Source organism: Ruegeria sp. CDSC025 (genome assembly GCF_059610805.1).
This window is the reverse complement of the sequence record NZ_JBXWOJ010000023.1, coordinates 1-13,567: the sequence shown is the minus strand read 5'-3', so window position 1 is coordinate 13,567 and position 13,567 is coordinate 1. Positions and strand designations below refer to the sequence as shown.

The window sequence follows — 13,567 nt, the reverse complement described above, 5'->3', positions numbered from 1 at the left end:
TTGGCGCATTTACTCGCGGCCGTTCGCGCATGTGGTTAGAGAAACCAGTATCGCCGCGCATGTTCGGCTTTGGCCTCTTCGATTGTCATGCGTTCTCCACCAAGCGGATCAATTGACTGAAGATCATTGGGTCGTGCTGAACCGCGCAGACTGCTGATGGCAAGAATGGCTGCGCCGCCAGCAAGTCCCGCAGAAAGGCCAAACATGGCACCCCAGGAACTGCCAGCGGCAACCCCGGCCAGAACCGCGCCAAATGCACCTATGCCATCCAGCAAAGTGAAAGCGAAACCGAGGGTCGTGCTTTCATTACGATCCGAGTGATCAACCATCGCTGCGAGCATTACCGCTCGTACAGCGTCCAGCGAAGCGACCCCAAAAGCCATCGCCGCTATTATGAACCAGAACGGGGGCTCGAGAACCAGTATCCCAATGGCCAAGGCAGCAAACCCGTTTCCAGTTGCGAGGACCGGAATGCGGCCGACCTTGTCGGAAATTGCTCCAACCCAAGGCTGAGCCAGTGCCCCTACAATAAGCATGACAGCGAAGATGATCCCGATTTCCCCCGGAGACAGGGTGTGAACCGTCGCCAGATAAAGAGGGATCATACTCAGTAGAGCGATCAGTGCCATGTTGTAGAGTGAGACCATGGCAACGAGGCGGACACCCTTCCGACCGCGCCATGCCTTCAAAAGCAGCACGAGGTCCTTACGATTGATACGTGGAGATTTGGATACGGGAACCGCTCGCACGACCCATAAGAAGCACACGCCAACCAAAACGGTTGGAAGCACCGACAGGGCCAGGGCACCGCGCCAATCGAGGGCCGACAGAAGCAACCCGACCGACAGTGGCGCGAAGACCTCCGCAAACGACCCTCCAACCGCATGCATTCCCAAAGCGCGAGCGCGTGTCGCCTTATTGGTGCTCGTCAATATTCCAGTTGCGATCGGATGCCAGGCCGCGTTGCCCATCCCAGCGAGCGCCAGAAGGATTGCAAGGCTCCAAAATCCTGGCGCCACTGCTGCGAGAACATATCCCACAACGACCCAGAGAAAAGTGCCGACAAGAAGGCGACTGCGGTTCGAAACCCGATCTGCGATGAGGCCTGCTGGCAGATATGCCAAAGCACCACCAACGCTGAACAGCGTGAAAAGTAGACCGACCTCGGCGGGAGAAAGGTTCATCGACAGGCCGGCAGCCGGCACAATCAACCACAGCGCTGCAATTGGCCAGTCGATGGCGAAGTGTCCTGCGGCGAACCAGGCCATTAGGGATCGTTCTGTCATGGTGGATAACCCATCGAGTGCGAAACATTGGGCACCGTGCCCGGCTGATTGGCGATTGATAGCGAAGGGTGATATGTCTGTCTGTCGACAGGAAGACGACAGTTATCGAGGATTCGTCATTGATGTACAGCAAACCGACTACATCTGACCGCCCCCGCTATCTTGGGGAAACGATTGAGCCAGCGTCAGGTGAAAGCTACGAATGGCATTCCCACGATTTTGGTCAACTCATCTCCGCAGCCTCAGGGTCGATGTATGTCGGAACCCCGGGCCGGGTCCTGCTGCTCAGTCCGGCCATGGCGATCTGGATTCCCCCGGACAAAGAACACTGGATGCGCTATGGGGCGAACAACGTCATGCACTATGTCGATGTCAATCGCGATGAGGCAGAGTGGCTTGGTCCAGATTGCCGAGTCGTGGGTATGACGCCGCTTCTGGATGCGTTGTTTGTTGCAGCGATGCCGGAAGCTACAAGCACGCGAACAACCAAGCACAACACAGCGCTGCATACCTTGCTTCGACAGGAGCTACTCGCCGCGAAGGACGTGCCGCTCTCACTTGCTTTGCCGAAAGATGCACGGCTTCACGATGTCGCGCGAGATGCGCTCGACGACCCAGGCAGCATTCGTTCGGTCGAAGCCTGGTTGTCAGACGTCTCTGCGAGCAGAAAGACCATCGAACGACGGTTCATCGCCGAAACAGGCATGCCGCCCTCGAAGTGGTTGCGACATGCACGGGTCTTGCATGCCGTAGCGCTGCTTGCGTCGGGTGAGAGCGTAACCTCGGTTGCCTTCGACATGGGATACGAGTCTACGAGTGCGTTCAGCTACATGTTCCGTCAAACTCTGGGCATCAGTCCGAGAGAGGTTTTGAGGATCCGGTAGGTTGTAACAAAAGGGTCAGATGTTTTCTGCGGCCCTTTCCGGACCTTCGGACTACCTTCAAGATGCTGGGCTCGCAGCCCGCTTACCGGACATTCGCTGCAGGCGCATACTTCGACGCTGGTCGAACTTACGGATTGCGGACAAAGATGACGTTCGCTGCGGTTGCGCCAATGCCCGGTTCGACGAACCATTCACCAAACGGTGGTTTTTGGGAGGCGGTAAGGCGCTTCGTCTTGTTGCATTGCAACCATTACCATATGGTTTTGGTCAATCTTAAGGCGACGCAGCTTTGCGCACAGATCAGACCACCTTCGGTATAGAAGAGCATAAATGGCAAGCGAGCGGTACTTTGAAATCCTTTTGTCTCGATCCGTCACTCATGTTTTTGGCGACGGATACTCGCTTGTCGCCCAGCAACTAACACTTCCAAGTGGGCGTATCGATATGTTGCTGCAACATCGAGACAGCACAAAGCACGTGATTGAGGTGAAGAAAGACAAGGCGAAGCCTGACGCGGTTGATCAAGTTACCCGTTACGTAGAGGACTTTAAGCTACAAGGTGCTGACATCGTGCAAGGATGGGTAGTGGCAAACGAAATCCCAGACAAGACTGATATTTATGCCAAAGGTAACAAGGTTCGAACTCTCGCAATACCTGAATGTGACTATCCGGAGATCATGACTGCATCGGGAATATCAGAACAAGAGTTGCTTGGGAAACGTGTGGAGGCTGGCATACTCATTGGCGGCGGAGTCCAGTCATTTAGAAAAAATGGGGTTCCCCTTGAAGATGCCGTTACTGAGTTGTACGCAGATATGCGGGCCTATGTGCTGCACCAGCATCATGCAGGCACTTTTGAATTTCAAAGCGGGAAAATGCAGATCGCCATCATCTATAAAGGCGTAAAAATTGGAGGCATAAACCGAGGCCACAAGCATAATTTCATCTCGTCAAACATAATTCTTGATGGAGCAGACGAAGCTGTTTTGATCAATAATGGCTTCGTAAGGAAAACCAAGACTCAAGCTAGTAGCTCTCATGTCCATGTGTATTGGATAAACAAGATCGATGATGTTGAGGGGCTGGACAATGTTCTGGTGCATTTTTCGACCTCGATAGATAGGCGTCTATTTTCTAAGTTGTGATCGCGAAAGCTTAGAGATTGCGCGCATTCAGCCCAAAGCGGACCTTCGTAACAAGACGTTGCAATTTCCGAGACCGGATGTGGGTACGCTCATAACGCTGCGTTTCTGACATTGATTTCATAAAAGAAAAGCTTGGAAGTTTGCCAACAGGTTTGCATGCCACTGAGGAACCCGAACATACAGGCTCTCAGGCTTATATGCGGTGCCCAATTACAGTTTACTCCCAATCACCAGCAGACGAGCGCCACGTCTTTGCTTCCGCATCCCAAACACTGGCTGTTGCGCAAGGCGTCGGGTTTATTCCGTCACAATTAGTTCCGTGGACATCTGCAAGGACAATGCGTTGACGCCCGAATTCGACGACCGTCCAGCCTCGATTGAGCAAGGAGTGAACTTCCTCTTCAATCAAGAAGTGCGACATGCATCCACCAGTTCCGCAATAAAGAGATGCAGCACTCGAACACGCGAATCCAGATTCATTCAGAACCCAGTCGGGTTGTAGATCTCCGTCGAGATCGACCCTCTCAACCGCACCCCAATCTAAGTCAAACTGACCGTCGTTGAACTCTGCGCAGGCTTGTTCTGCCAGATCAACCTTAGCCCGCAAACCAGTTGGAAGTTGCGAAACATCAGCCGCGACAGCTGGTGAGGTCCATACTGGGCTCGAAACCAGCACAATCCCGGAAACCAACCCTTTCAACAGGCCCACTAATTGGGAAGCCGGTTGGAGGGTGGCATCAATTGCACTGATCATACCTGTAGTCCCCGTATTCCAGCCAGTTTGACGAGTCTTCGCTAAAAATCAGAAACTCGGACCTGTCTTCCCCAAGCAGGGCGACGACAAATCCGGCCGGCGGCTCATAGTTTCCGAAGTAACTGTAGGCCGTCATGGCTCTGATCGACTCGCCGTTGACCGTTACTCGCGCGTCCCATTCTCCCTCCGGGTTATCCAAAATTACGGGTTCGATGACTCGCTCTACCGCTCCGCCACCACAATAGACGATACCTTCTGGGGGTTCGTAGGAGGCCCCCTGGCTCGCACCTGAATCGCAGACTGAACGAAGCGACCGAATTGCAGCACTGGAACCTTTCAAGTCAAAGATTCCGTAGCTGACATCTTGATCAATCATCGACAGATTAACTGAAGCATTGGCCGCAAGTTGGTCCAGTACAAAACCATAATCCTCCTGACTATTGAAATTGACCTCGACAGGATAATTGTCGACGATCTGCAAGGCAGCGTTTTCGGCGCCAACCTGAAATGCGCCAACTTCGGTGGTGCCGTTCTTCAAAAATCGAATGGAGAGCCCCTGCTTTTCCACGATGTCCTGGCTATCCTCATATCCAGCCGGAGCAAACCGGATACGATTACACTGAAGTTCCAGCGTCATGTTTCCGGTTTGAATAAAAGCGTTAGGATTAGGCCCGGAACTGAACGACCATTCTGCTGATGCTGTGGTCGCCATAGCCATCAGTAGCGTTCCAATGGGAATCAGCTTGAAACTCATTGTCTCTCTCCCTGGTATTAAGAATCGAACTGTCATTCAGCAGAGATTCTGACCCGCTGCCTGCGCAACCAGGTCAGGAAACAGGTGCGCCGTATTCGTTTGCGCCTTCTTGAGAAGGTCGCGTCAGCCACCAGATCATCAGGATGGACAGAACCAATTGAAGAATTGAGACAACAACAATACCGGTCACGCCCAAAACTGCCGCGGGTCCTCGCAATGCATCGGGGTTTTCGGCCCCTTGCTCCAATGCCGAGAAGAACGCCACGCCACCCAGCATAACAAAAAGCGTTGTAATGCTGAGCGCCATCGGCAGCAGCAAGTACCAGCCAGGTCGCCCTGTATCATGCAACCTCCGCCAACCGGCGGCCAGCATAGGGATGATAACGGCCAGTTGGAAAACAGAGGACAGAACTCGAGATCCTTGCCCTGTTTCTGGGTTGGTCCCGAATATGATCGCATCCACCACAGCTAAAGCAGCACTCACGAGAACCACAAACAAGAAGAACCACCAGTATTCTGAGCGCATAGCCCGACCGGAGAACTGGAAGTATTTCGAGAAACACGTCTTAACGGATTCAACAAAACCCATTTTCAATCCTTTCTTGGTTTCTGCGCGACCTCAGAACGCCTCGCCGACCCAAAAGAACACATTCGCCCTCATGGGTGCTCCCACCTACCTTTTTGTTTGAGGGCAGACGCCTATCGTACGAGAGCGTAATGAAGTTTACGCGCGGAAAAAATGTTGATTTATTAAAAATTAGATTCAAACATGTGAATTTGACACAACTTTCATTTTACCTCCGTTGTGATCGCTGTCGCCCGACTTGTCGGGCCCTACCGGCCGCTGGAGTGAGTGCTGGCGGTCGGAAGGCACTTTACAATGATTGAGCGTTGGGAGGACGCGATGCTTATACTTAGTGTACTCGGCCTACCTCCAGAATTCGCTCGAGCTTCTGCCATTGTCGTCATTCAGCCTTCACACGTTGTCGGCGGTCTCGGTTGTCAAAGTAATATAGCTCCGCCCGCCACCCCCCGCGACAAGTTGTTGGGAAGGGAAGTTACAGGGCCGAAGTATGTTTCATAGCCTGCTCTGACGCGAGAACTTCAAACAAGCCATCCAATTTCACCAATTTCAACGGAACCAGAGGGAGAAGAAAATGTCTAAAAAGATGGTGATGATTGCGGGCGCAACTTGTTTCGCACTGCTTGCGGCCTGCGACGATACGAGTACATCCAGTGCGTCCGCCGAACTCACACCCGCTCAGCAGGCGTGTTTGCGAGATGTAGCCAGCACAACGAACAATTCGCAAGTCGTGGTGCTCTCATCCGCGTTTAGCGAGGCGGGGACACAGGTCACTGTAGGCGTTGGCGAGGATCGTGCTCCTTGGAATTGCATTGCTTACAGTGATGGCACGACAGCTGGTATCGAGTTCCTGGGCGACGAAGGCGCATTGTGACCAGTCTGCTGCGTAGCCGAAAACGGCTGCGTAGCACTGGCTTGATTTGCTGAGGCTCGACTTGGTTTGTAGAACCACTATCATTGTATTCGCGATCCTTTACCTGTTGGCGTTGATTGCATTCTTGACGGGCACATTTGGCTGGTTGGGACAGGAAAGAGACCCTTTGTCCGGGGTGTTCCTTCTGCCGTTGGGACTACCTTGGATACTTGTAGCGGACTCGATCTCAGAGTCGGCCAAACCGTGGTTCGCGGCGCTCGCACCGGTGCTCAACCTGTTAGCGCTGGTCTTGATTTGCAGATGGGCACATGGTTTGCGCCGGTAGTGAAAGCCGCGCTTATTCTCACCAAAAGGGAGGAAAACATGGGAAAAGTGATCTTGGGTATTGTGATCGGGCTCGCCCTCGGCGTGGTTGGGGCGATGACCATGGGTGGCGGTGCCGCGATAGGTGTCGGCGTTGCGACTGGCTTGTCCGCCGGTGTCTGCACCACATTGAAAGGAGCACAAGCCGAGAATCTGATCACCGCCGAGCAAGCGGATCAGATCCTCAATCGCGTTAATTCCGAGATGGCGTCACTGCAAGGAATTGAAACGACAGGCGAGATCGTCGGCAGCGCACAGGCATGCGACGAGTTTCTGTCAAAGTTACGAGTAACTAAGTGAGGTTCCGCTTTGTAGGGAACAAAACTCTAAGGATTAGCCAGCAAGGGACCATCTGATGAAATTCGCTGTACTTAAATTCCTCGCACCGATGTTCGCAATCGCAGGCACGGCTTCGTTTGCAATGTCTGAAGCAGACGACGCGTGTATCGACCACTTGCGGCAGGTTGGTGGACCAGACGGTCAATCCGGAACGATTGAAAGCTCAGAGTTCTCAGAGGCGGGTACGCTCGTCATGCTGCGAGACGCAGGTGGAACACTTTGGCGCTGCATCGCGTACAAGGATGGAAACATCGGCGAAATGGCGGTTGTCGAGGCGATGGATGATGGCGGTGGAGCAGTGGCAGGCGCCGCCGGTTCTACCGGTAGCCAACGTGTCAAATTCGATGGTGGTTCCACCGGCGCCGAACTCGTTGGTGAACTCGCGCCCGGAGCGTCACAGCAATATGTTCTCGGTGCCAAAAGCGAACAGTTCCTTTACGTTCGCGTTGCTCCGCGAAATGGCTCCTTGGACTACGTTATTCGCAACCCCGATGGTTCTGAACTGTTGGGATTGATGTCGGCGGACAAGGAGTATCGAGGACAGCTTTGGCAATCTGGTGATCATGTTGTGGAGGTTATCAATCGCAGCAACTCTTCCGTCGACTACAACGTCATTTTCGGAATTGAATAGGTGATCAATCAGAAACCCTGGAACGCAAGTATAAAAAGAGAGGGAAAAACAAATGAAACCCAAGGTCCTATTGGTGATCGGCACGGCGTGTACTACTGCGCTTGCAGCATGCGACGACAGTGGCGGATCAGTGGATGCAAGTGCACCAACTGTGGGCAGCTCTAGCGATCTTTCGTCATTTGAGGGGGCAAGAGCGGGCCAAGCTGAAATGGGTATTCAAAGTCTCGGGTTTGAACTCATCCGAAGCGAGGGGCTAACCTCGTACTGGTTTAACAAGGATACCGGTGCATGCGCTCGGATCACGACCTCCGAGGGAAGGTACTCAGATGTAGCTATGCTGCCATCAGGTGACTGCTGACAGACTTCCATCAATCCCAAATCTGAAAGAAGGTGTTCAAACTTGCAATTCGACCTGGCACACGCGGCGGTCATCGTTGTCGCCTTAATCATCACTAACCTGGCATTGAAATCCGCTGGCGTGATCAATGAAGAAAACAAGCACCAATGGAACTGGAAAGTTGTTCTAGCTTACTTCGTAGTCGTCGTTATCATCAATCTGGTGTGGCCCATTTAAAGTTTCACAGCGGAAAGCTAACTGCCCACTTGATATGGTTGTCGTGAACTAGCCTTTCCGAGAGACTATCAGGTCGCAAGAGTTTGAGCATCAAAGGTTCAAGTATAGAAAGGAGATGGCATGCGGTTTTTGGCGTCCCTCATATTCATTGGTGTTCTCGCAACCACTGCGAATTCTGACGTGACCAGTCGAAATGGCGGTCCAAGCAACAGTCAAATGCTGTCAAAGGGTGGTGACGGAGGCGTTGATGGTGTCGATTTCTTTCGCCCAGTCTTAAGCGGAGTGTTGTATCGATCCGGTTTCAAGGGTGGCGACAAGGATCGAACTGGCCTAAGTGAGGGTCAACGCGAAACTCTGTGCGGTGAAGGGTTTTCAACCGGGTTTTATGCCGACTTTGGCAAAAACACTGAATACGGTCGCACCAGTTGTGGAAACGGATCCTTTGACTATCAAAGTGCCAGATCCTCCCGACCCAGTGCTGTCATGGCTTCCATACACGAGGTGATTCAAAACCCTGGAAAAGGCCCTGTCCTGGTGCACTGCATGTGGGGTGTTCATTCCTCGGGAGCATTGTCGGCAATGGCGCTCGTTCAGTTTTGTGGTTGGACGGAAGAAAGGGCCAAGGAATATTGGAATGATGCCCGAAACGGGGCCCCATGTTCAGGCGGGTGCGACCAGTGGATTGACTCAAAATTCTCCAACTTCAGCGTCGACCCCAAGTTGAAAATCTCCACCGAACAACAGGCAGCGATTTGCCCCAAATGATATTGGGAGGACTATCCAAATGAAGTTCAACCTTCTGGGGTCACTTGCTTTCATTGCACCCACCGTCTTATGGGCGAACGACGATGTTCTAGGTGAAGCCACGACATTTGATAGTCCCAACGGCATTACTGAACGCTGTATTCGGATCGAAAAAATTCCAATGGGCGAGTATAAGAACAGCGATCTTGAGGAAGAAACAACCTATTGCGAGATCGATTTCTATGCCTCCGAAATTGCGATTTGCCCAAAAACGTGGAGCACCAGCCCAGGAATGGCCGTCTACGATATTTCGGAAGGACCCTACACGGGGAACCGTTCCGAATTCGAGAGAAACGCTTGCAAAGAGGGGAAGGCAGCAAAAGATCTGGCCAAGGACAGGGTGGCTAAGTTCAAGTCCACCATGAACCAAAAGGGCACCAGTGGAACGTTTTCAACCTCGTCGCTGCTTTACTATCATTTCTCCAGATATTTCGACACGACTGTCAAAGTTCCAGTCGCCGTTTGGCGTAGCATGGACGCCCAGGCGCATTTTTCCGAGGTCGCAGAGCCTGGCCTTGCGATTTCTGGCGGCTCTCATGGCGGGCGCATGAACCATGAAGGCTGGCGGGTCTTCGCAGCTGCGGATGCCGACCCGAACTCATACCAACCGACAGATGATCTGTTCACATCGGATCGAACGCAAATATACGGCGTGCTGCTTGATAGCCCTGGGCATCGATACGGCTCGGAAATCAACGGCACCCGTAAATCTGGTTGGGGGAAAGGTCAGAACCGCGATTTTCAGGAAACGCCCGCTTTCTTAGCTTTGCGGTCTTCAAAACCATTGTCAGAGGCAATCGCAGAGGGCGTCAGAGAAGGTCGAAGAGACCGGATGATCAACAAGGATCTCGGCCCCGATGTCAGCGACCAACAGATGGCATTTTGGATGCAAGAACTTACCGAGATTGTTCTCCTAGATTTCATCTTTAGCCAGCAGGACCGCGTAGGAAACATAGACTTCACACCCTATTGGTATTGGGTCGAAGACGGAGACCTGAAGCATAGGAAGGCCAAGCACCATCAGCCAAACGATGGAGACGTTCCCGCCGACGCATTATTGATCCGTCGCAGCAATCTAAACGACAACGATGCTGGTGGGCGGGTTGAGTATGCCAACTTCGCGAAATCTACTCAAATGCTAGAGAAAATGCGGCATTTCTCTCCAAGCACATACCGACGCTTGGTTGCGCTGAATAGTGAGCTTCAAACTCAAGGCCCGGTTTATAACTGGCTGTCGCAAAGCCTTGGGCTGTCAGACAGTCAGATTGCACAAGTCGTCAAAAATACCGCGCTGGCAACGTCCATCCTCCAGAGCAATTGTTCAAATGGTGAATTGATATTCGATTTGGATCCCGCCGCATTTTTTCTGACAAGCGACGCCGAGCAAGAGGCCTTAGACTGTAGTGACCCGTAACCTTTCTACCCTTTTTGCGGCGTGCATTTGGACAGCTCTGCTAGCCTGCAAGGCCGCGGCATTGGATGTCATCGTCATATCGGATCTGAACGGAAGCTACGGTTCGGTAAAATACGATGCCCGCGTCGACAAGGCGATTGAGCGGATAGTCGAGATTGATCCAGATCTGGTTATTTCGACCGGAGATATGGTTGCGGGACAGCGCATTCCCAACTTGTCCGACAAACAGGTCAGGGAAATGTGGAAAGCGTTTCATGAGGCGGTATCAGATCCTTTAACGGCTGCCGGAATTCCGTTTGCGGTCACGCCGGGAAACCATGACGCCTCCGCTTACCGAGGGTTCGAGCATGAAAGAAAAATATACGCAGAGGAATGGACGCCGAGAAAGCCAGACGTCGACTTCCTGGTTTCAGATGACTACCCGTTCTTCTACGCATTTGAGATGCAAGGCATTACGTTTGCGTCTCTGGATGCTACGACCCTAGGGCCGCTGTCCGGCGATCAGCAGGACCGACTTGTGGAACTGGGTACAAGTGGAGACCCGATTGTCACTTTCAGTCACCTCCCACTTTGGCCCTTCGCGATCAAGCGTGAACGCGAAATCATCGGTGACCCAACACTTGAAAAAATCTATTTGGATAGCGGTGTGGTTCTGCATCTGTCAGGCCACCATCATGCCTTCTATCCGGGTTGGAAAGATGGTGTTACTTACGTCTCCCAAGCTTGTTTGGGAGGTGGCCCGCGACGGCTTATCGGATCAAAAGCCAGATCACCTCACAGCTTCACTCATGTTACGTTCCAGCCAAACGGAAAATTTGGGATAGCAGTATATCGAGGACCTGACTTCGAAAGGTCGGTAAATTTCAAGTCGCTTCCGGAAGAGATCAGATCCCCGAATGCAGTGTTGAAACGTTTGGACCTTGTGAAATGACTAGAGGTTGAGTTTCAGCTCAACTTTATCAGGGACCAGATCGTTTATCATCTCTTCTATCCGGGCTTCTGAAAGCCCTCCCGAGGTGATGAAAAGCAATGAGACGCGAGACTTTCCGGGGACGTGGTGTTTTCTGACCAGCTTCCAGCCAGCGTCTGCGGCCATGGCTTCAATGTCCCCGCTGACTTTCAATGAGTGCTCTTCGTTTGAAGCCTTGAGCGAAATTTCCACGCCCTTGTTTCGCCCACCGAGCCAAATGAAACACCAACATACAACCGCCACCAGTGTGGCCATCAAGGGTAAGCCCAGCCCTACCGCCAGCCCAAGCACGGTGACTATAATCATTTCCACCGTGTCGACCGGGTCATCCATATTTGATCGGAACCTTAACAGAGCTCCTATTCCAAAAATCACGAACCCGATCATCGATCCGTGCTGTACGACCAGAAACCCAACCGCCATGCCGACAAGCGCATAAAGGAAGAACAGTCGCGGCATGACGATATCGCTGACACTTCTACGGGCTTTACGTCTCACCGGATGATAGACGATCAAGCCAGCCAGAATGATCGTGACGATCACATCGAGAGTAAAGAAATACAGTTCCTGTTTGCCACGAAACTGCGTCCACTGGCGTTCGATGAGAATTTCCGATTCCGAAGCCCCGGCCAGCATCGTCGCAGGGTCGACTTGTGACACCGCAGCACCTGGCAACAGCAGCATCAACAACACGGTCACAAATGTGAGGGTCGTATTCAACTTGTCTTCCTTCCTGCTCACGCCAAAGGCTTACGCTTCACCAAAGGCACATCGTGCCCTATTCAATTCAATCGCAACAGGCGGGATCAGGTAAAGAGATTACCGTGCATTCTTCGGACATCGCGTCCGGACTGTGATACGAACGCTGATACAAGGATATGGTCCAAGCGCGAGAAAATTGAATGGCAGAAAACAAAGTGTTTCCGTCAAAACCTACAATTTCACGGTGTTTCTGCAAACTTAGACGACTCGCTTTTACGGCCAGCTTGGTTGCGGCAGCCTTCTTGCCTTGGACCGATTTTGCCTACGCCGAAAGTGCTGGTTTGGTTCTGGTCGATAAATTCAAGGTGGCAGACAAATCAGAGGGATTTTCAGAGCCTTCCGGTTTGGCAATGTCTAACACTGAAGGCTTCTTGTGGTCTGTAAGTGATGCCGAACCTAAACTGCACCTACTCGGAGTCGACGGGGTATTAGGAAACTCTTTCAAGTTGCCAGCATTGGCAGGATCAGATTTGGAGGGTGTTGCACCTCGAAAAGATGGGTCTGTTTTGGTGCTTCAAGAAACTGACCGATCAATCCTAGTCGTTCACCCAACTGACCCCATTCAACTGACGACAATACCTCTCGCATCTCTTAAAGGTTACCCGACCGCCGCTGAATTACTCGTCGGCAACCCTTTGAATAAGGGACCCGAAGGTATCGCCGTTGACCCGGAATCCGGGCGGGTCTTCGTTGGCATTGAGGGACAACCAAGGTTGTTAATGGTCGTATCACCAGAGCTAGATGAAATCGTTGAGATGATTCCTTTAGCCCGCGATGCAGGTTTTATCTCCGAGCGTGTAGATAACGATGAACTGGATTTGAGCGGCCTAGCATGGTCCCCGTCTTCACGTTCTCTTTGGATTGTAAGTGACAAAGGCCGTCAAATTTTCGTCTACAATCCAGAGTCCAAGTCCGTAAAATCTATCAGTTTGACGTTCACAGAAGATGCCAAACAAAAGGAAGTTAAACATCCCGAAGGGATCGCTCTCGATGAGACCAAAGGGCTTCTCTATATCCTGACAGACGACGCCAAGAAATCGCGGCTTTATGTTTTTGAGCAACCGGAGTTGTGAGGACTGTCCTACTAGTTCTCTACTCTGCATGGTTGAAAAGCGGGGTTGTGTAAATGAGTGCCGTCTTATGTGCAGCATATTAAGTAAATCTGCGCTCTGTTCGATATGTTTCTAAAAAAAACATCACCCATCAATATATTCGAATAGCGTCAGGTTCACACATGCGAACCATGTAATAACATTGGGCTTCAACATGCTCAGTCACCTTAAGGTTATCGATAATGCCCGTATCCAATTCGGTTGTAATTGCGATCATTTGCACTTTAGTGGCCTTTGTTGCAGTTCCAAAATACAGCATTGCCCAAACCTGGGACATCGCATCACAGCACTCTGTCAGCGGCGTAACGGTATATGAT

General features: G+C 52.0%; 15 protein-coding genes. 9 read left to right on the top strand and 6 right to left on the bottom strand.

Annotated features, from left to right (window positions below; translation table 11 throughout):
- Positions 1–35: 35 nt before the first annotated feature.
- On the bottom strand, positions 36–1,286 hold the full coding sequence (locus tag AC2FH8_RS20030; RefSeq protein WP_496690576.1) for an MFS transporter: 1,251 nt from the start codon (positions 1,284–1,286) through the stop codon (positions 36–38).
- A 122-nt stretch (positions 1,287–1,408) separates the two neighbouring features.
- On the opposite strand from AC2FH8_RS20030, the gene AC2FH8_RS20025 reads away from it, so the two are divergent.
- Together AC2FH8_RS20025 and AC2FH8_RS20020 are read left to right on the top strand one after the other, a co-directional pair.
- Positions 1,409–2,170 carry an AraC family transcriptional regulator gene (locus AC2FH8_RS20025; RefSeq protein ID WP_496690575.1) on the top strand — a complete coding sequence of 254 codons (762 nt, stop codon included), beginning with the start codon at positions 1,409–1,411 and terminating at the stop codon, positions 2,168–2,170.
- Between the two features lie 330 nt (positions 2,171–2,500).
- On the top strand, positions 2,501–3,316 hold the full coding sequence (locus AC2FH8_RS20020) for an endonuclease NucS domain-containing protein (RefSeq protein ID WP_496690574.1): 816 nt from the start codon (positions 2,501–2,503) through the stop codon (positions 3,314–3,316).
- Positions 3,317–3,533: 217 nt separating this feature from the next.
- Here the strand turns inward: AC2FH8_RS20020 and AC2FH8_RS20015 are convergent, their stop codons facing one another.
- The 3 genes from AC2FH8_RS20015 to AC2FH8_RS20005 form a co-directional block, all read right to left on the bottom strand.
- On the bottom strand, positions 3,534–4,070 hold the full coding sequence (locus tag AC2FH8_RS20015; protein ID WP_281996014.1) for a hypothetical protein: 537 nt from the start codon (positions 4,068–4,070) through the stop codon (positions 3,534–3,536).
- Positions 4,054–4,824 carry a hypothetical protein gene (locus tag AC2FH8_RS20010; protein WP_281996015.1) on the bottom strand — a complete coding sequence of 257 codons (771 nt, stop codon included), beginning with the start codon at positions 4,822–4,824 and terminating at the stop codon, positions 4,054–4,056. The genes AC2FH8_RS20015 and AC2FH8_RS20010 overlap by 17 nt, the downstream gene beginning before the upstream one ends.
- A gap of 73 nt (positions 4,825–4,897) precedes the next feature.
- A complete protein-coding gene (locus AC2FH8_RS20005; RefSeq protein WP_281996016.1) occupies positions 4,898–5,413 on the bottom strand; it encodes a DUF805 domain-containing protein in 516 nt (171 codons plus the stop codon).
- A 568-nt stretch (positions 5,414–5,981) separates the two neighbouring features.
- On the opposite strand from AC2FH8_RS20005, the gene AC2FH8_RS20000 reads away from it, so the two are divergent.
- The 6 genes from AC2FH8_RS20000 (at position 5,982) to AC2FH8_RS19975 (ending at position 11,337) form a co-directional block, all read left to right on the top strand.
- Positions 5,982–6,281 carry a hypothetical protein gene (locus tag AC2FH8_RS20000; RefSeq protein ID WP_170790054.1) on the top strand — a complete coding sequence of 100 codons (300 nt, stop codon included), beginning with the start codon at positions 5,982–5,984 and terminating at the stop codon, positions 6,279–6,281.
- A gap of 363 nt (positions 6,282–6,644) precedes the next feature.
- A complete protein-coding gene (locus tag AC2FH8_RS19995) occupies positions 6,645–6,944 on the top strand; it encodes a hypothetical protein (RefSeq protein ID WP_281996017.1) in 300 nt (99 codons plus the stop codon).
- Between the two features lie 55 nt (positions 6,945–6,999).
- Positions 7,000–7,614, top strand: a complete 615-nt coding sequence (locus AC2FH8_RS19990) for a hypothetical protein (protein WP_281996018.1) — start codon at positions 7,000–7,002, stop codon at positions 7,612–7,614.
- 400 nt (positions 7,615–8,014) lie between these two features.
- Positions 8,015–8,188, top strand: a complete 174-nt coding sequence (locus AC2FH8_RS19985; protein WP_157054209.1) for a hypothetical protein — start codon at positions 8,015–8,017, stop codon at positions 8,186–8,188.
- A gap of 784 nt (positions 8,189–8,972) precedes the next feature.
- The gene (locus AC2FH8_RS19980; RefSeq protein WP_281996019.1) at positions 8,973–10,406 is read left to right on the top strand and encodes a hypothetical protein; all 1,434 of its coding nucleotides are present in this window, start codon (positions 8,973–8,975) and stop codon (positions 10,404–10,406) included.
- Between the two features lie 61 nt (positions 10,407–10,467).
- A complete protein-coding gene (locus AC2FH8_RS19975; protein WP_496690573.1) occupies positions 10,468–11,337 on the top strand; it encodes a metallophosphoesterase family protein in 870 nt (289 codons plus the stop codon).
- On the opposite strand, the gene AC2FH8_RS19970 is transcribed toward AC2FH8_RS19975, so the two are convergent.
- Positions 11,338–12,096 carry a DUF4956 domain-containing protein gene (locus AC2FH8_RS19970; RefSeq protein WP_142639636.1) on the bottom strand — a complete coding sequence of 253 codons (759 nt, stop codon included), beginning with the start codon at positions 12,094–12,096 and terminating at the stop codon, positions 11,338–11,340.
- A 182-nt stretch (positions 12,097–12,278) separates the two neighbouring features.
- Between AC2FH8_RS19970 and AC2FH8_RS19965 the strand changes: the two genes are divergently transcribed.
- Entirely contained in the window at positions 12,279–13,211 is a 933-nt protein-coding gene (locus AC2FH8_RS19965) for an SdiA-regulated domain-containing protein (protein WP_281996020.1), read from the top strand.
- Positions 13,212–13,341: 130 nt separating this feature from the next.
- On the opposite strand, the gene AC2FH8_RS19960 is transcribed toward AC2FH8_RS19965, so the two are convergent.
- Positions 13,342–13,567: hypothetical protein (locus AC2FH8_RS19960; RefSeq protein ID WP_496690572.1), on the bottom strand; the 226-nt coding region annotated here is incomplete at its 5' end.

What these genes read in the sequence shown, in the direction of transcription:
- AC2FH8_RS20025 (WP_496690575.1), top strand. Translation starts at nt 1,409, where the DNA reads ATGTACAGCAAACCGACTACATCTGACCGCCCCCGCTATCTTGGGGAA.
- AC2FH8_RS19965 (WP_281996020.1), top strand. Translation starts at nt 12,279, where the DNA reads ATGGCAGAAAACAAAGTGTTTCCGTCAAAACCTACAATTTCACGGTGT.
- AC2FH8_RS20000 (WP_170790054.1), top strand. Translation starts at nt 5,982, where the DNA reads ATGTCTAAAAAGATGGTGATGATTGCGGGCGCAACTTGTTTCGCACTG.
- AC2FH8_RS20030 (WP_496690576.1), bottom strand. Translation starts at nt 1,286, where the DNA reads ATGACAGAACGATCCCTAATGGCCTGGTTCGCCGCAGGACACTTCGCC.
- AC2FH8_RS19995 (WP_281996017.1), top strand. Translation starts at nt 6,645, where the DNA reads ATGGGAAAAGTGATCTTGGGTATTGTGATCGGGCTCGCCCTCGGCGTG.
- AC2FH8_RS20020 (WP_496690574.1), top strand. Translation starts at nt 2,501, where the DNA reads ATGGCAAGCGAGCGGTACTTTGAAATCCTTTTGTCTCGATCCGTCACT.
- AC2FH8_RS20010 (WP_281996015.1), bottom strand. Translation starts at nt 4,824, where the DNA reads ATGAGTTTCAAGCTGATTCCCATTGGAACGCTACTGATGGCTATGGCG.
- AC2FH8_RS19990 (WP_281996018.1), top strand. Translation starts at nt 7,000, where the DNA reads ATGAAATTCGCTGTACTTAAATTCCTCGCACCGATGTTCGCAATCGCA.
- AC2FH8_RS20005 (WP_281996016.1), bottom strand. Translation starts at nt 5,413, where the DNA reads ATGGGTTTTGTTGAATCCGTTAAGACGTGTTTCTCGAAATACTTCCAG.
- AC2FH8_RS20015 (WP_281996014.1), bottom strand. Translation starts at nt 4,070, where the DNA reads ATGATCAGTGCAATTGATGCCACCCTCCAACCGGCTTCCCAATTAGTG.
- AC2FH8_RS19980 (WP_281996019.1), top strand. Translation starts at nt 8,973, where the DNA reads ATGAAGTTCAACCTTCTGGGGTCACTTGCTTTCATTGCACCCACCGTC.